Origin of the sequence: Marilutibacter aestuarii (genome assembly GCF_006546775.1) — a bacterium.
In the GTDB taxonomy this organism is placed as follows: Bacteria; Pseudomonadota; Gammaproteobacteria; order Xanthomonadales; family Xanthomonadaceae; genus Marilutibacter; species Marilutibacter aestuarii.
Genome location: NZ_VICE01000133.1, coordinates 23,984 through 43,482 on the forward strand (window position 1 = coordinate 23,984; position 19,499 = coordinate 43,482).

The 19,499-nt window shown below is 70.2% G+C and carries 16 protein-coding genes; 5 read left to right on the top strand and 11 right to left on the bottom strand.

Annotation, left to right across the window (positions count from 1 at the left end):
• Positions 1–47: 47 nt before the first annotated feature.
• Positions 48–2,645 carry a DNA mismatch repair protein MutS gene (gene mutS / locus FKV25_RS13860; protein ID WP_246072100.1) on the top strand — a complete coding sequence of 866 codons (2,598 nt, stop codon included), beginning with the start codon at positions 48–50 and terminating at the stop codon, positions 2,643–2,645.
• 1 nt (position 2,646) lies between these two features.
• On the opposite strand, the gene FKV25_RS13865 is transcribed toward mutS, so the two are convergent.
• Positions 2,647–3,261 (bottom strand): glutathione S-transferase family protein, encoded by a 615-nt coding sequence (locus tag FKV25_RS13865; protein WP_141519384.1) that lies wholly within the window; start codon positions 3,259–3,261, stop codon positions 2,647–2,649.
• A gap of 116 nt (positions 3,262–3,377) precedes the next feature.
• On the bottom strand, positions 3,378–4,046 hold the full coding sequence (locus FKV25_RS13870) for a hypothetical protein (protein WP_141519385.1): 669 nt from the start codon (positions 4,044–4,046) through the stop codon (positions 3,378–3,380).
• A gap of 303 nt (positions 4,047–4,349) precedes the next feature.
• Here FKV25_RS13870 and katG point away from each other — a divergent pair, with 303 nt between their 5' ends.
• Complete coding sequence (katG, locus tag FKV25_RS13875) at positions 4,350–6,602, top strand: catalase/peroxidase HPI (protein WP_141519386.1); 2,253 nt, start codon at positions 4,350–4,352, stop codon at positions 6,600–6,602.
• Positions 6,603–6,947: 345 nt separating this feature from the next.
• Here katG and FKV25_RS13880 read toward each other — a convergent pair whose 3' ends face one another.
• On the bottom strand, positions 6,948–8,147 hold the full coding sequence (locus FKV25_RS13880; RefSeq protein ID WP_141519387.1) for a trans-sulfuration enzyme family protein: 1,200 nt from the start codon (positions 8,145–8,147) through the stop codon (positions 6,948–6,950).
• A 91-nt stretch (positions 8,148–8,238) separates the two neighbouring features.
• On the opposite strand from FKV25_RS13880, the gene FKV25_RS13885 reads away from it, so the two are divergent.
• Positions 8,239–8,715, top strand: coding sequence for an Lrp/AsnC family transcriptional regulator (locus FKV25_RS13885; RefSeq protein ID WP_141519388.1), 477 nt, complete (start codon positions 8,239–8,241; stop codon positions 8,713–8,715).
• A 62-nt stretch (positions 8,716–8,777) separates the two neighbouring features.
• Positions 8,778–9,398: a DUF937 domain-containing protein gene (locus FKV25_RS13890; protein ID WP_211345448.1), complete on the top strand. Its 621-nt coding sequence runs from the start codon at positions 8,778–8,780 to the stop codon at positions 9,396–9,398.
• Between the two features lie 14 nt (positions 9,399–9,412).
• On the opposite strand, the gene FKV25_RS13895 is transcribed toward FKV25_RS13890, so the two are convergent.
• The 8 genes from FKV25_RS13895 to ffh form a co-directional block, all read right to left on the bottom strand.
• Positions 9,413–9,844: an RNA-binding S4 domain-containing protein gene (locus tag FKV25_RS13895; RefSeq protein WP_141519390.1), complete on the bottom strand. Its 432-nt coding sequence runs from the start codon at positions 9,842–9,844 to the stop codon at positions 9,413–9,415.
• Between the two features lie 97 nt (positions 9,845–9,941).
• Positions 9,942–10,328 carry a 50S ribosomal protein L19 gene (gene rplS / locus FKV25_RS13900; protein WP_141519391.1) on the bottom strand — a complete coding sequence of 129 codons (387 nt, stop codon included), beginning with the start codon at positions 10,326–10,328 and terminating at the stop codon, positions 9,942–9,944.
• A gap of 122 nt (positions 10,329–10,450) precedes the next feature.
• Complete coding sequence (gene trmD, locus FKV25_RS13905) at positions 10,451–11,242, bottom strand: tRNA (guanosine(37)-N1)-methyltransferase TrmD (RefSeq protein ID WP_141519392.1); 792 nt, start codon at positions 11,240–11,242, stop codon at positions 10,451–10,453.
• 122 nt (positions 11,243–11,364) lie between these two features.
• The gene (rimM, locus tag FKV25_RS13910) at positions 11,365–11,886 is read right to left on the bottom strand and encodes a ribosome maturation factor RimM (protein WP_425462634.1); all 522 of its coding nucleotides are present in this window, start codon (positions 11,884–11,886) and stop codon (positions 11,365–11,367) included.
• 28 nt (positions 11,887–11,914) lie between these two features.
• Positions 11,915–12,184 carry a 30S ribosomal protein S16 gene (rpsP, locus tag FKV25_RS13915; protein ID WP_141519393.1) on the bottom strand — a complete coding sequence of 90 codons (270 nt, stop codon included), beginning with the start codon at positions 12,182–12,184 and terminating at the stop codon, positions 11,915–11,917.
• Positions 12,185–12,358: 174 nt separating this feature from the next.
• Entirely contained in the window at positions 12,359–15,643 is a 3,285-nt protein-coding gene (locus tag FKV25_RS13920) for a S8 family serine peptidase (RefSeq protein ID WP_170218649.1), read from the bottom strand.
• A 240-nt stretch (positions 15,644–15,883) separates the two neighbouring features.
• Positions 15,884–17,056, bottom strand: coding sequence for an acyltransferase family protein (locus FKV25_RS13925; protein ID WP_141519395.1), 1,173 nt, complete (start codon positions 17,054–17,056; stop codon positions 15,884–15,886).
• A 92-nt stretch (positions 17,057–17,148) separates the two neighbouring features.
• Positions 17,149–18,516: a signal recognition particle protein gene (ffh, locus tag FKV25_RS13930; protein ID WP_141519396.1), complete on the bottom strand. Its 1,368-nt coding sequence runs from the start codon at positions 18,514–18,516 to the stop codon at positions 17,149–17,151.
• A 134-nt stretch (positions 18,517–18,650) separates the two neighbouring features.
• Here ffh and FKV25_RS13935 point away from each other — a divergent pair, with 134 nt between their 5' ends.
• Positions 18,651–19,445 carry a cytochrome C assembly family protein gene (locus FKV25_RS13935; RefSeq protein WP_141519397.1) on the top strand — a complete coding sequence of 265 codons (795 nt, stop codon included), beginning with the start codon at positions 18,651–18,653 and terminating at the stop codon, positions 19,443–19,445.
• Positions 19,446–19,499 lie beyond the last annotated feature (54 nt).

Here is a 19,499-nt window from a genome sequence, read left to right on the forward strand (position 1 = left end):
CCGCGGCGGGCCCGCCCTGCCCGCCCCACGACCAGCCAAGCGAGCCGATGTCCAAGAGCGCCGACAAGACGCCCGAGCACACGCCCCTGATGAAGCAGTTCTTCGCCGCCAAGGCGGAGCATCCGGACGTGCTGCTGTTCTTCCGCATGGGCGACTTCTACGAGTTGTTCTACGACGATGCGCGCAAGGCAGCGCGGCTGCTCGACATCACCCTGACCCAGCGCGGCAGCTCCGGGGGCGCGCCGATCCCGATGGCCGGCGTGCCGCACCACGCCGCGGAAGGCTACCTGGCGCGGCTGGTGGCGTTGGGCGAGTCGGTCGCGATCTGCGAGCAGATCGGCGATCCGGCCGCCAGCAAGGGCCTGGTCGAGCGCAAGGTCGTGCGCATCATCACCCCCGGCACGGTCACCGACGAGGCCCTGCTCAACGAGCGCCGCGACACCTTGCTGCTGGCGATCGCGCGGGGCCGCAACGGCTATGGCCTGGCCTGGGCCGACCTCGCGGCCGGGCGCTTCCTGGTCAACGAAGTCGCCGGCGACGACACCCTGGAAGCCGAGCTCGCCCGCCTCGAGCCGGCCGAGACCCTGGTCGCCGACGAGGATGGCTGGCCGGGTTTCGTCACCGGACGCGGCGGCCTGCGCCGCCGCCCGCCCTGGCTGTTCGACGCCGACAGCGGACGACGCCAGCTGTTGCGCTTCTTCAACCTGCACGACCTGGGCAGCTTCGGCATCGAGGACAAGCCGCTGTCGATCGCCGCCGCCGCTGCCCTGCTGGGCTACGTGGAGGAAACGCAGAAGCAGCGGCTGCCGCACCTGGCCTCGATCGCGGTCGAATCCGGCGACGGCGCGATCGCGATGAACGCCGCCACCCGGCGCCACCTGGAGCTGGATACCCGCGTCGACGGCGACACCCGCCACACCCTGCTCGGCGTGCTCGACAGCACGGTGACACCAATGGGCGGACGCCTGCTGCGCCGCTGGCTGCACCGTCCCCTGCGCGACCGGCCGACGCTGCGCCTGCGCCACCAGGCGGTCGAGACCCTGGTGGACACCGGCGCGGGCGAGGACCTGCGCGAACGCTTCCGTGCCCTCGGCGACCTCGAGCGCATCCTGTCGCGGATCGCCCTGCGCAGCGCGCGGCCGCGCGACCTGTCCACGCTGCGCGACGGCCTGGGACTGCTGCCGGGCGTGCATGCCCTGCTCTCGCCCCTGGACGCACCGCGCCTGGCGGCCCTGCTCGAGGCCCTGGGCGAACACGACGCGCACGCGCGACTGCTGGCCTCGGCCATCGTCGAGCAGCCGCCGGTGCTGGCCCGCGACGGCGGCGTGTTCGCCGACGGCCACGACGCCGAACTCGACGAACTGCGGCGCCTGTCGAGCAACGCCGACCAGTTCCTGGTCGAACTGGAAGCGCGCGAACGCGAGGCCAGCGGCATCCCCACGCTGAAGGTCGGCTACAACCGCGTGCACGGCTACTACCTGGAGATCAGCAAGGCCCAGGCCGGCAAGGCGCCGACTCACTACACGCGGCGGCAGACGCTGGCCAACGCCGAGCGTTACATCACCGAAGAGCTGAAGGACTTCGAGGACAAGGTGCTGTCCGCGCGCGAGCGCGCCCTGGCCCGCGAACGCCTGCTGTACGAAGAACTGCTGGACACGCTCAACGAACGCCTGCCGCCGCTGCGCGCGTGCGCGGCCGCGCTGGCCGAACTGGACGTGCTCGCCGGCCTGGCCGAACGCGCGCAGGCGCTGGACTGGACGCGACCGGAGCTGGACGAACGGCCCTGCCTGCACATCGAGCGCGGCCGCCACCCGGTGGTGGAGGCGGTGCGCGAGGACCCCTTCGAGCCCAACGACCTGGTGCTCGACGAGTCACGCCGGATGCTGGTCATCACCGGCCCGAACATGGGCGGCAAGAGCACCTACATGCGGCAGAACGCGCTGATCGTGCTGCTCGCCCACATCGGCAGCTTCGTGCCGGCCGCACGCGCCTCGATCGGTCCGATCGACCGCATCCTGACCCGCATCGGCGCCGGCGACGACCTCGCCCGCGGGCAGTCCACCTTCATGGTGGAGATGAGCGAGACCAGCTACATCCTCCACCACGCCACCGCGGAATCGCTGGTGCTGATGGACGAGATCGGCCGCGGCACCTCCACCTACGACGGCCTGGCCCTGGCCGACGCCTGCGCGCGCCATCTCGCCCACCACAACCGCGCCTACACGCTGTTCGCGACGCATTACTTCGAGCTCACCGCGCTCGCCGAACCCGGCAGCGGGATCACCAACGTGCACCTGGACGCGGTCGAGCACCACGACCGCGAACACGGCGACCGCCTGGTCTTCATGCACGCGGTCAAGGACGGCCCGGCGAATCGCAGCTTCGGCCTCCAGGTCGCGGCGCTGGCCGGCCTGCCGCGCTCGGTGGTACAGCAGGCCAAGGGCCGCCTGGCCGAGCTGGAGCAGCGCGGCCGCGACGCGCCCAGCGCGGCACCGCTGGTGCCGGAAGTGCTGGACGCGCCGCGCCAGGCCACGCTGTTCTCCGCGCCATCGGCGGCGATGGAAGCGCTGGCCGGGCTGGACCCGGACGACCTGACCCCGAAGCAGGCGCTCGAAGCCCTGTACCGCCTGAAGTCGCTGGCCTGACTCAGGCCTTGGCGGCGGCGCGCTCGGCTTCGCTGGCGCGCGCGCGCACGCCTGCCTCGCGGCCGGCATGGCGGGCAGCGTAGGCCTCGAAGGCCGGGCGCTTGTCGATGACGCCGAACTGCATGTACCAGCCCAGGTAGGCCGACAGCATCAGGTCGGCCGCACTGAAGCGCTCGCCGGCCACGAACTCACGGCTGGACACCAGCGACTCCAGCGTCGCCAGCACGTCCTCAAGAGAACCGTAGCCGGCCGAACGCGGATCCAGCGTCGCCCCTCCCATCTTGGTCAGGACCGCCGCTTCCAGAGGTCCCGCGACGAAGAACAGCCAGCGGTAGTAATCGCCGCGCTCGCGGCTGCCCGAGGGCGGCGCCAGGCCGGCGGCCGGGAACGCATCGGCGAGATAGGCGCAGATGGCGGCGTTCTCGGTCACCACGGTGGTGTCGTGGCGGATCGCGGGCACCTTGCCCATCGGGTTGATCGCCAGGTACTCCGGCGACTTCATCGTCGTGCCGTACTCGAGGTACTCGGTGCGGTAGGGCTGGCCGGTTTCCTCGAGCATCCAGCGCGCGACGACGCCGCGGGACTCGGGGTGGGTATACAGGGTCAGCGTGGACATCGGCGGTTCCTCCTTGAAGGACTGCGGGACAAGGGGACCACGTTACGCCGCACCTGCTGACAGCGCGTGTCAGCACACCTGCGCGCGCCGCTCTCGGACCGGCCGGAACGCGGGCGTCAGGAGGCCTCGCCGCCCGCACCGGTCGACGGCGCGGCGTCGAAGCGCCGGACCTGCCGAGCCGGGTCGAACGGGCCGATGCGGTCGCGGCCATCGAAGCGGTAGTCGGCGAACTCGCCGTCCGCGCGCACGTAGTGCAGGAACACCTGCACCCAGTAGCGTCCGTCGAAACGCCCCCGCCAGTGCGGCAGTTCCGCCCCCTTGTAAGCGAGCATGTCGCCCGGGGCCAGCGGGAGCTCGAGATCGCGGCCGCCCGCCTGCACGCCCAGCGTCCAGGGCTGGTCGGCATCGAAGCCCAGGGTCAGCGAGGTGCTGATCTCGCAGGAGGGCCGGTCCAGGTGCCGCGGCAGCTCGGCGCCGGGCATGTAGACCCGCAGGTACGAATAGCACGGGTGGAGCGGACCGCCGGCGACGCGCTCCATCAGCGGCAGCACCCGCAGCAGCAGGCATTCCGAGAGCGTGTCGGCATAGCGGCCCTGCGAGCCGAGGGTTTCCTCGACGGTGTAGTAGCCCGGCACGCCGGTCTGCATCACCGCGTAGTTGGCGCACAGTTCCGCTTCGGCCGGCGCCAGCACCCCGCGCAACACGCTGAACCCCTCCGCGGCGAAGTGGGCCGCGCTGCGGGCGATCATGTCGGCGGGGGCGATGGCGGCTCGGGGATCGGTCATGGAGGCGGGACGTGGGTCGGTGGCGGCGGAGGGGGACGATGGTAACCGCAGCGTCGCGGGGCCGGCACGTGGACGATTCCGTCATCGTTCCGGGCGCATGATGCGGCCCTCCGCGCCCGCCTGGCGATAGCCCAGCGCTATCCCAACGAACAGAACATTCAATTTCAGATATGAACGGGACCGGCGTACGGTGGTCGGGTGCTTCCGCCGCCCGGCCCCCCATGGGAACCCGACGCGTGCGCGACGCCCCCTACTGAATGCCCGGGCATGGGCCCGGGTGCGAATGGCCCAAGGAGATCGACCATGTCCAGCGAAAAGAAGTGCCCCTTCCACGCGACCGCCGGTGGCGGCACCCAGAACCAGGACTGGTGGCCGAACCGGCTGCGGCTGGACCTGCTCAACCAGCATTCGACCCGCTCCAATCCGCTCGATCCGGACTTCGACTACGCCAAGGCGTTCAAGGGCCTGGACTACGCCGCACTCAAGCAGGACCTGGCCGACCTGATGACCGACTCGCAGGACTGGTGGCCCGCCGACTTCGGCCACTACGGCGGCCTGATGATCCGCATGGCCTGGCACAGCGCCGGCACCTACCGCATCGGCGACGGCCGCGGCGGCGGAGGTCGCGGACAGCAACGCTTCGCCCCGCTCAACAGCTGGCCGGACAACGTAAGTCTCGACAAGGCGCGCCGCCTGCTGTGGCCGATCAAGCAGAAGTACGGCCAGGCGATCTCCTGGGCCGACCTGATGATCCTCGCCGGCAACGTGGCGCTGGAGACGATGGGCTTCCGCACCTTCGGTTTCGGCGGCGGCCGCGAGGACACCTGGGAACCCGACCAGGACGTCTACTGGGGCCGCGAGACCACCTGGCTGGGCGGAGACGTGCGCTACGCCCACGGCGACGAGGGCGTGGTCAAGGGCGGCGACCACGCCGTGCTGGTGTCCGACGACGATGCCGATGGCGACCAGCACAGCCGCCGGCTCGAGAACCCCCTCGCGGCGGTGCAGATGGGCCTGATCTACGTCAACCCGGAAGGCCCGGACGGCAACCCCGATCCCATCGCCGCCGCGCACGACATCCGCGACACCTTCGGCCGCATGGCCATGGACGACGAGGAAACCGTCGCCCTGATCGCCGGCGGCCACAGCTTCGGCAAGACCCATGGCGCGGCCGCCGCCGACAACGTCGGCTCCGAGCCGGAGGCCGACGAGCTCGAGGCCCAGGGCTTCGGCTGGCACAACCGCCATGGCAGCGGCAAGGGCGCCGACACCATCACCAGCGGCCTGGAAGTCACCTGGTCGAAGACGCCGACCCAATGGAGCAACAGCTTCTTCGAGAACCTCTTCGGCCACGAGTGGGAGCTGTCCAAGAGCCCCGCTGGCGCCCAGCAGTGGGTCGCCAAGAACGCGGAACCGTCGATCCCGCATGCCTACGACAAGGACCGCAAGCTCCTGCCGACCATGCTCACCACCGACCTCTCGCTGCGCATGGATCCGGCCTACGAGAAGATATCGCGCCGCTTCCTGGAGAACCCCGACCAGTTCGCCGACGCATTCGCGCGCGCCTGGTTCAAGCTGACCCATCGCGACATGGGACCGCGCAGCCGTTACCTGGGTCCGGAAGTGCCCGACGAGGAACTGATCTGGCAGGACCCGGTGCCGGCCGCCGACTACCCGTCGATCGACGACCAGGACATCGCCGCGCTGAAGGACAGGATCCTCGCGTCCGGCCTCCCGGTCGGTGACCTGGTGGCCGCCGCCTGGGCCTCGGCCTCGACCTTCCGCGGCGGCGACAAGCGCGGCGGCGCCAACGGCGCACGCGTGCGGCTGGCCCCGCAGAAGGACTGGGCGGCCAACGACCCGGCCCGCCTGGGCAAGGTGCTCAAGGTGCTGGAGGGCATCCAGGCGGACTTCAACCGCGCCCAGTCGAACGGCAAGCAGGTGTCGATCGCCGACCTGATCGTGCTCGGCGGCGGCGCCGCGATCGAGAAGGCCGCGCGCGACGGCGGCGCCAGCGTGAGCGTGCCCTTCTCGCCCGGACGCACCGATGCCTCGCAGGCGCAGACCGACGTCGATTCCTTTGCGCCCCTGGAACCCGTCGCCGATGGCTTCCGCAACTTCGCCAAGGCCCGCTACGCCATCCCGGCCGAACACCTGCTGGTGGACAAGGCGCAGCTGCTCACCCTGACCGCGCCGGAAATGACCGCCCTGGTCGGCGGCCTGCGCGTGCTGGGCGCGAACAGCGGCGGCGCGACGCACGGGGTGTTCACCGATCGCCCCGGCGTGCTCAGCAACGACTTCTTCCGCAACCTGCTCGACATGGGCACCGAGTGGAAGCCCACCTCCGATGCGCGTGACGCCTTCGAGGGCCGCGACCGCAAGAGCGGCGCGCTCAAGTGGATCGGCACCCGCGTGGACCTGGTCTTCGGTTCGAACTCGGTGCTGCGCGCGCTGTCGGAGGTCTATGGCAGCGCGGACGGGCAGGACAAGTTCATCAAGGACTTCGTCGCCGCCTGGCACAAGGTGATGGAGCTGGACCGCTTCGACCTGGCCTGAGCAGTCCGACGCGTGCTCGCGAAAAAGCCCGGCATCCGCCGGGCTTTTTTTCATGTGCGTCCACCGGCATGCGCGTCCACGGGGCCTCGGCAAGGCAGGGCCGTAGGATGGGTAGCGCGACGCAAAACCCATCGTGCGTATGGCACGAAATGTCGCGACGGTGGGTTTCGCTTTCAGCTCTACCCACCCTACGACGCGCGATGAGAGGCAGGGTTGTAGGAACGGTAGCGCGAAGCAAAAACCCATCGTGCGTATGGCACGAAACCTCGCGACGGTGGGTTTCGCCTTCGGCTCTAACCACCCTACGACGCACTTGTCTCTGGTCCCTGGCCTTGACCTTCGCGACTACGCCGCCGCTGCGTCCCGATGCACGCCAGCCGGCACCGCCTCCAGCGCGCGCGACAGATCCGCCCACAGGTCGTCGACATGCTCGATGCCCACCGACAGACGCAGCAATCCGGGCGTGATGCCGTGGGCGAGCTGGTCGGCCTCACCGACCACCCGGTGGGTCAGGCCGGCCGGGTGCTGGATGAGGGTGTCGACCGAACCCAGGCTGACCGCGGGCGTGAGCAGCTTCACTTCGCGCATCACCGACGCCGCGGCGGCATGGCCGTGCGCCAGCTCGAAGGCAACCAGGCAACCGGGGCCGCGCATCTGGGTCCAGTGCAGCGCGGCGTTCCTGACGGTGCCCAGTCCCGGGTAGAACACCTTCGCGACGCTCGGGTGCGCCTGCAAGCGCTCGGCGAGCACCTCGGCATTCTTCTGCGCACGCTCCACGCGCAGCGCCAGCGTCGGCAGCCCGCGATGCAGCAGGTAGGCTGCCAACGGGTGCAACAGCCCCCCCGTCGCTGCACGCACGGTGCGCAGCGGGCGGGCGTCCTCGTCGGCGCAGCACACCACGCCGGCGATCACGTCGCCATGCCCGCCAAGGAACTTGGTGGCGCTGTGCAGCACGTAGCGCGCGCCGAGTGCGGCCGGGTTCTGCAGCACCGGCGTGGCGAACGTGGAGTCGACCAGCACCGGGACCTCGCCCGCAGCGGCCACCGCAGCCCGAATGTCGACCAGGTCCAAGGTCGGATTGGCGGGGGTCTCGACGATCACCAGCGTGGTATCGGCGCGGCGGCGCGAAGCGATCTCACCGGCCTCGACGAATTCGGCCTCGATCCCGCACAGGCCGCTGGCCAGCAGATGATCGGAGGTGCCATACAGCGGGCGCACGACCAGCACATGGGCGCCGTGGGCACGGCGGGCCATCAGCACGGCGGTCAGCGCCGCCATGCCCGAGCCGAAGGCAACGCAGGCGCCGGTGCCCTCCAGCGCGGCCAGCGCATCCTCCACGCGGGCCACGGTCGGATTGTGCAGCCGGGCATAGATGGGATTGTCGGCGCGTGCCTGCCCCCCCACCAGGGCGTCGAAGCTGGCGGTCCCCGCGTCGAGGTCGGTCACCGGGTAGGTCGTGGACAGGTCGATCGGTGGCGCATGCACGCCGAGCCGGCGAAGCTCATCGCGGCCGGCGTGTACGGCACGGGTCGAAAATCGGGTCATGACGGCACCATTTCATCGGAAATCCATCCGATGCTAGAAGCTTCTACGCCTGATAACCTTCAAGCCGAACGATATTCGCAAAGGTGCCGGTATGTTCCGACTCGACCGAACCGACTTCGCCCTGCTCCGGCTGTTGCGGAAGAATGCACGGCTGCCCAACAAGACCCTGGCCGAGAAAGCCGGGATCGCGCCGTCGACCGCTCTGGAGCGTGTCCGCCGCATGCATGAGTCGCGGACGATCCAGGGCTACCACGCGGAGATCAACCCGGCCGCGATCGGCATCGGGTTGCAGGCCATGGTCGTGGTCCGGCTCGCCCGCCACTCGCGCGCGATGGTCGACAGCTTCCACCGCCACCTGCAGGGCCTCCGGGAGGTGCTCGCCTTCTACCATCTGGCAGGGGCGGACGACTTCCTCGTCCACGTCGGCGTGCGCGACAGCGACCACCTGCGCGAACTCGCCCTGACCGCTTTCACCGAGCGCGAGGAAGTGGCCCACATCCAGACCCAGCTGATCTTCGAATTCCGCCGCAACACCGAGTTGCCGATCCTCCGACCGCCGGATCCCTGAGCGTGCGCCCGGAGCGGCCGGCGGGCGTAGGATGGGGGCCCGACCGCATGGATGACACGCCCATGACCAGTCCGATCGCACAGGACCTGCTCGGCCGCCTGCAGGGCCAGCCACTTTCCGACATCGGCCGCCAGCTTGGCCTCTCCGACAGCCAGGTACAGGGCGCGGTCGCCACCGCCCTGCCCCTGCTGCTGGGCGCGCTGGGCCGCAACGCCAGCCAGCCCCAAGGGGCCGACGCCCTGTTCGGCGCGCTGCAGCGCGACCATGCCGGCGAGGACATCGGCAGTGTGCTGGGCGCCGTGCTGGGCGGTGGCGGCCAGGGCGCTGGCATCCTCGACCACGTACTGGGCGCGCGACAGCAGACTGCCGTCCGCGGAATCGAGGCCAGCACCGGGCTGGACGGCGACCGCGCGGGCAACCTGCTGAAGATGCTCGCGCCCCTGGTCCTGGCCTACCTGGCCCGGCGGATGTTCTCATCCGATCCCGCGCCCGCCGGCACCGCGCCGCTGTCACCGACACCGCAAAGCCTGGGCAGCGTGCTCGGCCAGGAGAGCCGCCGCATCAGCGAGTCGGGCGGACTTGCGGGCGGCCTGCTCGGCGCGGTCCTCGACCAGGACGGCGATGGCGATGCCGACCTGGGCGACCTCGTTCGCCTGGGCGGCTCGATATTCGGCGGACGTTGAGCCCCCCGCCCGGATCAGGTCGCGTCGATGTCGCCCAGCGCGCGGATCAGGCGCCGCGCCCGCTTGTCGGGCTTGCCTTCCGGCGCCCGGTAGCCGGCGTGGGCGGCCACGCGCAAGGCACGTGCCTGTTCGCGCGCGGCGCGCGAATCCTCGCTCTCCTCGTACAGGGTGCGCGCCACGGCGGCCGGCCCGCGCGTATCGCTCAGGCCCAGGACCCGCACGTCGAACAGTTCCTCGCCGCGCGCGACGCGCAGTGCATCGCCCACGCGCACCGAACGCGAGGGCTTGGGCCGCTGCCCGCCGACCTCGATCTTGCCGTTCTCGATCGCCTGCCGCGCCAGGCCGCGCGTCTTGAAGAAGCGGGCGGCCCACAGCCACAGGTCGAGCCGTACCGTGGCCGCGTCGTCGGCAGGCGTGCTGCCGTCGGGGGATGGAATGTGCGCCATGGGAGGAAGTCTAGCGGGTCGTTTGCCGGCGAGCCGGCACCAGAACGCAAACGGCCGCCCATGGGGCGGCCGCTGCGGAAACCCGGGCGGGTACGTCTTACTTGGCCTTGGCCTTCGCGTAAGCCGCCAGGTCTTCCTTGATGCGGGCCTTCTTGCCTTCCAGGCCGCGCAGGTAGTACAGCTTGCCGGCGCGGACCTTGCCGCGACGCTTGACGCTGACCGAGTCGATGATCGCGCTGTGGCTCTGGAACACGCGCTCGACGCCGAAGCCGTGCGAGATCTTGCGCACGGTGAAGGAGGAATTCAGGCCGGCGCTCTTGCGCGCGATCACGACGCCCTCATAGGCCTGGAGGCGTTCGCGGTTGCCTTCCTTCACCTTGACGTTGACGACCACGGTGTCGCCGGGACCGAACTCGGGCAGCTCGCGCTGTTCCTGCTCGGCTTCGAAGTTCTGCAGAAGCGTATTGAGAGAGGGCTGGGTCATGGTTCTGGCCTGTTGGAGTCGTTGTAGCGCGAGTGCACGTGGACCCGCGTCTGGCTGGTTGGAACGTAAGCCGCTAATTGTAACGGATTTCCCCGCCCCGGCGCCACTGGGGTCGCGGGCGCCTACTCCGCCTGTTCAGGCGGCTCGCCGGCACGGCCGTCCGGCAGGACCCGGACGCCCTCGGGACCGGCCTTCCACTCCTCGAGCAGGGCGCGATCGGCGGGCGTGAGCGCCGCTTCGTCGACCAGGTCGGGGCGGCGCAGCCAGGTACGCCCCAGCGACTGCATCCGCCGCCAGCGGGCGATACGCGCGTGGTTGCCCGACATCAGCACCTCCGGCACGGTGCCCAGTTCATGCTCGACCGGACGCGTGTAATGGGGGCAGTCGAGCAGCCCATCCTCGAAACTGTCCTGGACCGCGGACTCGGCGTCGTTGAGGGCGCCGTCCTGGAGACGGGCCACGGCGTCCACGACCACCGCGGCGGCCAGTTCGCCTCCCGACAGCACGTAGTCGCCGATCGAGAGCTCCTCGTCGACCTCGGCCTGGAGCAAGCGCTCGTCGACTCCCTCGTAGCGCCCGCAGAGCAGCACGAACCGCTCGCAGGCCGCCAGCTCGCGCACCTTGGCCTGGTCCAGCGGACGCCCCTGGGGGCTCATGTAGATCACGCGGGCGGGACGCGGGTCGGCCGCGCGCACGGCCCGCAGGCAGGCGCGCAAGGGGTCGATCAGCATCACCATGCCCGGGCCGCCGCCGAAGGGCCGATCGTCCACGCGACGGTAGTTGCCCTCCGCATGGTCGCGGGGGTTCCAGCCATGCAGGGACAGCAGGCCGCGCTCGCCGGCACGGCCCACCACGCCGAACGCGGCGCACTGGGCGATGAACTCCGGGAACAGGCTGACGACGTCGATGCGCATGGGGGCGTGGAAACCGGTGAACGGGGATGGGGGTCGACTCTATCGCGTCGCCGCCGGCCGGGGCCATCACGCGCGACGCGGCGGCGCGGGACGGGCGGTCGCACCGGCCCCGGCCCGCGGGATCAGAAGTCGGCGTCCCAGTCGACGCTGACGATGCCGGCTTCGAAGTCCACGCCGGTCACGTATTGCGGCTGGACGAAGGGAATCATGCGCTCGCGCTCGTCGTCGCGCGCGACCAGGACGTCATTGGCCCCGGTCGAGAACAGGTGCGAGACCGTGCCCAGGTCGATCCCCTCGGCATTGACCACGCGCAGGCCCTCCAGGTCGGCCCAGTAGTACTCGCCGGGCCGGGGCGGGGGCAGCGCGTCGCGCGGGATGTAGATCTCGGTCCCGCGCGCGGCTTCCGCCGCGTCGCGGTCGATCACGTCGGGCAGGTGGCCCACGAGGTACTTGCCGCTGGCCTTGCCGCGTGCGCCGCTGACCTGGCGTTCATTGCCCTGCGCGTCGCGCAGGATCCAGGGCTGGTAGCGGAACAGGGCCTCGCGCGGTTCGGTCCAGGACTCGAACTTCAGCTCACCACGCAAGCCAAAGGCGCCGAGCACCCTGCCCAGCAGGATGCGGCGCCCTGGCGTTTCCACGGACATGCGGCCGCGCCTCGACGCAGCCCCGCACTCAGGCTTTGGCAGCCGGTGCGTCGGCGCCCTTGAGCGCTTCCTTGTACAGCGTGGCGACCTTGTCGGTCAGCTGCGCGCCGGTGCCCACCCAGTGCTTGACGCGCTCGGTGTCCAGCTCGATGCGCTTCTCGCCACCGGTGGCGACGGGGTTGTAATAGCCCAGGCGCTCGATGTTGCGGCCATCGCGCGGGTTGCGGCTGTCGGTGACGATGATGTGGTAGAAGGGACGCTTCTTGGCGCCACCACGCGTCAGGCGGATCTTGACCATCTTTTCGGTTTCCTGTGTTGCCCAGTCGCCAGGACGGCGAGGTAAGCCGGCAATTCTAGCCCAGCCCCCGGGGCAATGGAAGATCCCGCCCCCGCCGTGCCTGAACGGGCGTATCGCGTCCCAGCTGCCCCCGGATGACCCGGACGGGCGATGCCCGCCCGGGTCCGGTCTCCGTCAAGGCGTGACCGTCAACCTGACCGGCAGGCTGGCCACCGGCTGGCTGGGGTCGTTGCTGGCGAAACAGGCACGCGCGCGGTATTCGCCCGGCGCAAGGCCGGCCGCGTTGACGCTCAGCAGTACCGTGCGGTCGGTGCCGCCGTAGACGCGGCCACTGCCCGGCAGCACCGCGCCGATCCACGCGGCACCGCACTGCGACGCGGCGTTCACCTGGAAGGCCAGGCCGGGATTGGTCGCCGAGGTCGCGCCCCAGGTCCCGCCCAGCTCGGGCGACTGCACCACCTGGGCCTGGCCGCCGATGCCCTGCAGCGACTGGTACCAGGCCCAGCGGTTGGCGAGCAGGGTCTCTACGTGCACGTGCAGCCAGTAGGTGCCCGGCGGCAGCTGCACGTCCTGTCCGGCGAGGGTCGGGTCGAACTGCAGCCAACTGTCGGAGACGCCGATGCCCGCACTGTTGGGTGCGGCCGTGTACGTCCACAACGGGGGCGTCGAACCGGGCGTGCGCGGATAACCGGCCGGCTTGCCGCCATCGTCCGCGTAGATCGACCAGGTGATGCTGCTCGCGGTCGACTGCAGGCTGGCGCCGCTGACGACGAATCCGCGCGTGGCCAGGAAGTCGATCGCGCCGCCCTCCTCCATCACGAAGTCGTCGGCGGCGTAGAAGCCCGAGCCGTAATCGGGCATGAAGGCGCTCAGCGTGCCCGTGGTGACGCCCTCGCTGGTCGAGGCGTAGACCACGTCGCTGACCGCGCCACTGGGCTGGTGGTTCCACTCCAGCCAGCCACCGCCTTCGTTGGCGACCTTCGCGGCGACCACGCCCCGGCGGCCCGCCTTGAGCGTCAACGACGCGCCGTCCGCCGGCGCCGTGGCGATGCGCGGCGACGGCACGGACACCGCGACCGGCAAGCGCAGGGTCGCCACGTGCGGCGAGTGCCCGACCGGCTCCAGCACCAGCTTGCCGAAATTCCAGCTGTCGTCGGCCGGCAGCTTGCGACCGTCCACGATCACGGTGAGCGAGACCTCCTGGTCGCCCTTCACCATGAACAGCGCGGGCCAGACGATGCCCTTGACCCCTTCCAGGCGCGCGGTCCACAGCACGTTGGGACGACGCACGCTGCGGAAGGTGCGGGTGAAGGTGCAGAAGCCCACGCAGGCCTGCTCATTCATGCTCGGCAGGTTGAGCGTGCTGGTGTCGCCGCCCTCGACCGGATTGGCCGCCAGGTAGTTGGCGGTGGTCTCGTCCATGACCAGGCCGGTACGCGAGGCGTTGCGCACCTGCACGCGGCCCGCGCCCATGGCGAAGGCATCGGCCCGGGTCTCGCCGTCCTCGATGTAGACCTCCTGGTCGGCGGTCATCATCAGCGCCGACTTGATTTCGGCGGGCGTCCAGGTCGGGTTCAACTGCTTGATCAGGCCCGCTGCGCCGGCCACGTGCGGCGATGCCATGGAGGTGCCGTTCTTCAGGCCCACCAGGTCTTCGAAGCCTTCGATGGTCGAACCCGCGTCGGCGGCCAGCACCGCCACGCCGGGCGCGGTGATGTCGGGCTTGACCAGCTCGTAGTTGGCCGGCCCGCGCGAACTGAAGGCACCGAGCACGTCGGGCGTGTTGGCGATGACCTGCGCCGGATAGCCGATCGCCGCCGTGGCCGACACCCCGCTGGCGAAGTCCCGCACCGCATCGCCGTCGACGCGGGTGATCGCGAAGGCCGGGATGGTGGTGCCCGGGACCGAGGGACTCAGGCCGCCGTCGGCGTTGTTGGCGATGACCACCGCGATCGCGCCGGCGGCCGATGCGTTGTTGGTCTTGATGCTGAACGAGCAGCCGCCGCGGCGGACGAAGGCGATCGCACCCTGGAACACGTTGGCGCCGTAGGCCGAACACGCATCGGTGCCGCTGTCGAAGTCCGGCGCGACCACGAAGGCCGTGGTACCCGGGATCGCGGACTCGTGCGCGACGCCGCTGCCGCCGGGCGTGAGCACCACGCCCTGGACCGCGGCCGGCGGTGCGCCGGGACCGGTCAGGTCGAGGATGAACTCGAAGCCCTGGCGGCCATGGGTCGCTGCGGCGACGGTGGTCACCCAGGGCTCGTGGTGGCCCAGGGTCCCGGCGGCCGGGCCGGAATTGCCGGCCGATGCCGCGACGAACACGCCGGCATCCGACGCACCGAGGAACGCCTGCGATACCGCCTCGCTCCAGGGCGCGGCACCGCCGCCGATGGAGAAGTTGATGACGTCGACGCCATCGGCCACGGCCTGGTCGATCGCCGCCGCGGACGACACGTTCGGGCACAGGCCGTTGCCGTCGCTGGTGCGCGTGTAACACACGTCGTAGGCGATGATGTTGCCACGCGGCGCGACGCCGGAGATGTTCACGCTGGCGCCGCGGAACTCGACCGTGCGCGGGTTGCCCGCCGCCGTCGATGCCGTATGCGAGCCGTGGCCATTGGTGTCGCCGAAGCCGGGCTCTTCGAGGATGCCGGCCACGCCGCAGCGGTTGCCCGGGGCTTCGCAGACGAAGTCGTAGCCACCGATGAGCTTGTCGTTGCAGCGTCCTTCGTCAACGCCACCGGGTGCACAGGTACCCAGATAGTTGCCGGCACCGTTCGGGTTGACGTGGTGGTAGCCGTCGCTGGCGACGGCGCTGAACGAGGGGCTGCCGAAATTGATGCCCGAGTCGACGATGCCGAACACGATGCCCTCGCCGCGCGCACCCGGGAGCTTGGGCGTCGACGGCAGGGTCTGTCCCGGCGGCAGGCCGCTGCCGCCGGCCCACACCTTGTCCGCGCCGATCCGCCGGGGGCCGACGTCGGTGTCCATCTCGTATTCGCGATAGGGCTCGACGAACGCGACCTCGGCCATGCCCGCCAGTGCGGCGGCTTCGTTGCGCGTCAGGTCGGTGACCACGCCGTTGAGCGCATGCTGCATGCGCCTGCGCACCTGCAGCTGGCGGCCGAGCATGCGGCCCGCACGCGCCACGTGTTCGCCCTGCTGGCGCGCGAGGTCGGCGACATACGCGCGCGCCTCGCCGCTCTGGACGTCGATGCGGCCACCGGCGCCGCCCTGGCGACGCGGCGCGGGAATGCCGGCGCGATCGCCCTCGTAGTTGGCGAGTGCGGGTTCGACGTAACCGACGATGTAGATCTGCCGCGGACTGTTGTCGGGTTCCACGACGGCGGGCGCCTTGCCCGAAACCTGCGCCGAGGCGCCCGGGGTCGTCACGCCGGTGATGGCCACGAGCATGGCCGTGCCGAGCGCGACACCCAGTCTTGTGTAAGAGAGCATCTGATTTCCCCTCATGATGCGAACGGATCACCGACCGACCGTCATTGGTCGGAGGCATGTATGAACATGGTGATTCCGCTTCTCCCCCTGTGACCTCGCCCGCCCGTGGTTTCCGCCATGCCAGGCCCACGGAAGGCGCTGCGCCGAAGCGTGCGCAACATCACGGAATGTAGGCGACCCGCCGGGTGAGGCGCAAGACACCGGGGCGACCGCTCGTCAGACAGCGGCCCGGAGCGGTCCCTATCCGGCCAGGGGCGGGGCGATGTCGACGCGTTTGGCCTGCGAGGGATACAGGTGCCGCAAGGCCAGGCAGGGCCGCTCGATCAGGCGCCAGCTCGTCTCGGCCGCCAGCAGTGTCAGCGCCGTGGTGAGCAGCATCGTGTCGACCAGGCTCCACAACGGCGTCATGCCCAGCGGCAGCAGCCACTGGTGGACCACGATCGCGATGGGCCAGTGGTAGAGATAGCCGCCGTAGCTGCGGTTGCCCAGCCAGCGGAACGGCGACCAGGCGAAGAAGCCGCGCAGTCCCAGTGTGCGCGGCGCGAATGCGAGCGACGTCAGCACGCCCACCGCGCCGACGATGTTCACGCTGTACCCCACGACCTGCACCAGCGGGTCGTCCAGCAGGTAGCCATGGCGCAGCAGGTAGAAGGCCAGGATCACCACCAGGCTGGCGGCGACCATGCGCGGTCCCCAGCGCCCCAGGCGCGCGCGGCCTTCCGGCGTGGCGGCCATCAGGGCGGTCAGCGCACCGCCCGCGAGCGCGTCCAGGCGCGTGAACAGCAGCACGTAGACCGGTACGTACGAGCTGCCCTGCAGGGTCATCGCGAGACGCAGCAGCGGCGCGAACAGCAGGAAGCCGAACAGGACCCAGCGCAGGCGGCCGATCGGCAGCATCAGCACCAGCAGGGGCCACAGCAGGTAGAACTGCTCCTCGATCGCCAGCGACCACAGGTGCGAAAGCGGACGGAAGGCGTCCCAGCCCTGGGCGCTGATGGCGAAGTTGTGCAGGTAGACCCAGTAGGACAACCGCGCCGGCTCGAAGGGCGCGCGCCAGTCTCCGGCGCTCCAGGCCAGCCAGGCGAACAACACCAGCAACAGGGCGTAATACGGTGGGAAGATGCGCAGGGTACGGCGGAAGTAGAACAGCCTCAGCGCGCGCTCGCGGCCCCTCAGTCGCAGCAGGATGCCGGTGATCAGGAAACCCGACAGCACGAAGAAGGCATCGATGCCTGCCCACGCGCAATGCACGAGCAGGTTGGGCAGCTTCAATTGCCAGGGGATCTCCACCCCTTCCCACAACTGGAAGACATGCGCGGCGACGATGCCCATGAAGGCAAAGCCGCGGAACCCGTCGAGAGACGGGAAATACAGGCCGGCGTCATCCGCCTGCGATTGTGGGACTGCTGCCACCCGTCGCCCCCTGCGCGACCGTCTCCCCCTTCACAACGCGATCGGTCGGGGGGGAAGGCCAGCGCACGCCGGGAGGACGGCGCGTGGGCGCCTCAGCGGAACGGCATGCCGCCGCGCCCGCCCATCATGCCTTTCATGCCGCGCATCATGCCCTTCATGCCGCCGCGGCCCAGCTTGCCCATCATCTTTTCCATCTGCTGGTACTGCTTCATCAGCTTGTTCACGTCCGCCGGGGTGACGCCCGCCCCGCTGGCGATGCGCTTGCGGCGCGAACCGTTCAGCAAGGCCGGGTTGCGTCGTTCCTTGAGCGTCATCGAGCCGATGATGGCGACCATGCGCGGGACTTCCCTGCCGGTGACCTGGTTCTTGACGTGGTCGGGGATCTGGCCGACGCCGGGCAGCTTGTCCATCAGGCCCGACAGGCCGCCCATGTTCTGCATCTGCTCGAGCTGGTCGCGCATGTCGTTGAGGTCGAACTTCTTGCCCTTGGCGACTTTCTCGGCGAGCTTCCTGGCCTTGTCCTGGTCGACCTGCTGCTCGACCTGCTCGACCAGCGACAGCACGTCGCCCATGTCGAGGATGCGGCTGGCGATGCGGTCGGGATGGAACACGTCCAGGCCGTCGGGCTTCTCGCCCACGCCGATGAACTTGATCGGGCGGCCGGTGATGTAGCGCACGCTCAGCGCGGCGCCGCCCCGGGCGTCGCCGTCGGTCTTGGTGAGCACCACGCCAGTCAGCGGCAGTGCCTCGCTGAAGTGCTTGGCGGTGACCGCGGCGTCCTGGCCGGTCATCGCGTCGACCACGAACAGGGTCTCCACCGGGTCGACGGCCGCGTGCAGGGCCTTGATCTCGGCCATCATGGCGTCGTCGATGCTGGTGCGGCCGGCGGTATCGACCAGCAGGACGTCGACGTAGGACTTCCTCGCGTCGTCGATCGCCGCGCGCACGATCGCCTCGGGCTTCTGGTCGGCGCTGGAGGGGAAGAACTGCACGCCGACCTGTTCGGCGAGCGTGCGCAGCTGTTCGATCGCGGCCGGCCGGTACACGTCGGCCGAGACCACCATGACCTTCTTCTTGCGGCGATCCTTGAGGTGCTTGGCCAGCTTGCCGACCGTGGTGGTCTTGCCGGCGCCCTGCAGGCCCGCCATCAGGATCACCGCCGGCGGCGAGGTGTTGAGGTTGAGGTCGGCGGCCGCCGAGCCCATCACCGTGCTCATCTCGTCGCGCACGACCTTGATCAGGGCCTGGCCGGGCGTCAGCGACTTGAGCACTTCCTGGCCGACCGCGCGGACCTTGATGCGCTCGATCAGCGCCTGCACGACCGGCAGGGCGACATCGGCCTCCAGCAGCGCGATGCGCACTTCGCGCAGGGACTCGCGGATGTTCTCCTCGGTCAGGCGGCCTCGGCCGCGCAGGCGCTCGATGGTGCCGGAAAGTCGCTGGGTCAGGGATTCGAACATCGCAGGGAAACCGGAAAACGGGGGCGGGCGCGGATTATAGCGCCCCCTGCGACGGTCCCCGGGCCTCGCGGCAATCACGTCCGAAGGGCGATCGCGGCCATACGGCCGACCGGCGCCTGTGCGACACTCCGCCGATGACAATCGTTCTCATCGCCATCATCGCCTACCTCGCGGCCACCGGCCTGCTGGTCGGCGAACTGCGCAACGGCCGGCCGGCCGGCGGACCCCGCCCCTGGTGGTGGCTGGCCTGGACCGGCACCGCCTGCCACGCACTCGCCCACGTCATGGCCTGGCACGCGACCGGGCGCGCGGACCTGCACTTCTTCGCCGCGCTTTCGCTGGTCGGGCTCGGCATGGCGGGCCTGACCGCCGTCTTCGCGACCCGGGGGCGAATGGCCGCCCTGGGCGTGGTGGTCTTTCCGCTGGCGGCCGCGGTGCTGGCCGCGGACTTCATGCACGAGCCAGGGGTCGCGCGCGCGCTCGACTGGCGCCTGCAACTGCATGCCTGGCTGGCCCTGCTCGCCTACGCCACCCTGGCCGTGGCGGCCTTGCTGGCGGTGATGCTGTGGCTGCAGGAGCGCGCGCTCCGCCGCCGCGAGATCCACGGCTGGCTGCGCGCCCTGCCGCCGCTGGTCGAGCTGGAGACCCTGTTGTTCCGCACCATCACGGTCGGCTTCATCCTCCTCAGCGCGACCCTGCTGACCGGGCTGCTGTTCGTCGAGAACCTGCTCGCCCAGCACCTGGTCCACAAGACCGTGCTCAGCGTGCTGTCCTGGCTGGTGTTCGGCGGCCTGCTCCTGGGGCGCTGGCGCCACGGCTGGCGCGGCGCCAAGGCCGTGCACTGGACCCTCGTGGCGATGAGCCTGCTCGTGCTCGCCTTCTTCGGCAGCAAGTACGTGCTCGAACTGATCCTGCAGCGCGGGACCTGACCTCCCACACCCCTCGTCGCTGGAACGCTGCGTTCCGGCGAATCGCTGCCTGGA

Coding starts and splice junctions, on each gene's coding strand:
- mutS (WP_246072100.1), top strand. CDS start 48: ATGTCCAAGAGCGCCGACAAGACGCCCGAGCACACGCCCCTGATGAAG.
- FKV25_RS13865 (WP_141519384.1), bottom strand. CDS start 3,261: ATGTCCACGCTGACCCTGTATACCCACCCCGAGTCCCGCGGCGTCGTC.
- FKV25_RS13870 (WP_141519385.1), bottom strand. CDS start 4,046: ATGACCGATCCCCGAGCCGCCATCGCCCCCGCCGACATGATCGCCCGC.
- katG (WP_141519386.1), top strand. CDS start 4,350: ATGTCCAGCGAAAAGAAGTGCCCCTTCCACGCGACCGCCGGTGGCGGC.
- FKV25_RS13880 (WP_141519387.1), bottom strand. CDS start 8,147: ATGACCCGATTTTCGACCCGTGCCGTACACGCCGGCCGCGATGAGCTT.
- FKV25_RS13885 (WP_141519388.1), top strand. CDS start 8,239: ATGTTCCGACTCGACCGAACCGACTTCGCCCTGCTCCGGCTGTTGCGG.
- FKV25_RS13890 (WP_211345448.1), top strand. CDS start 8,778: ATGACCAGTCCGATCGCACAGGACCTGCTCGGCCGCCTGCAGGGCCAG.
- FKV25_RS13895 (WP_141519390.1), bottom strand. CDS start 9,844: ATGGCGCACATTCCATCCCCCGACGGCAGCACGCCTGCCGACGACGCG.
- rplS (WP_141519391.1), bottom strand. CDS start 10,328: ATGACCCAGCCCTCTCTCAATACGCTTCTGCAGAACTTCGAAGCCGAG.
- trmD (WP_141519392.1), bottom strand. CDS start 11,242: ATGCGCATCGACGTCGTCAGCCTGTTCCCGGAGTTCATCGCCCAGTGC.
- rimM (WP_425462634.1), bottom strand. CDS start 11,886: ATGTCCGTGGAAACGCCAGGGCGCCGCATCCTGCTGGGCAGGGTGCTC.
- rpsP (WP_141519393.1), bottom strand. CDS start 12,184: ATGGTCAAGATCCGCCTGACGCGTGGTGGCGCCAAGAAGCGTCCCTTC.
- FKV25_RS13920 (WP_170218649.1), bottom strand. CDS start 15,643: ATGCTCTCTTACACAAGACTGGGTGTCGCGCTCGGCACGGCCATGCTC.
- ffh (WP_141519396.1), bottom strand. CDS start 18,516: ATGTTCGAATCCCTGACCCAGCGACTTTCCGGCACCATCGAGCGCCTG.
- FKV25_RS13935 (WP_141519397.1), top strand. CDS start 18,651: ATGACAATCGTTCTCATCGCCATCATCGCCTACCTCGCGGCCACCGGC.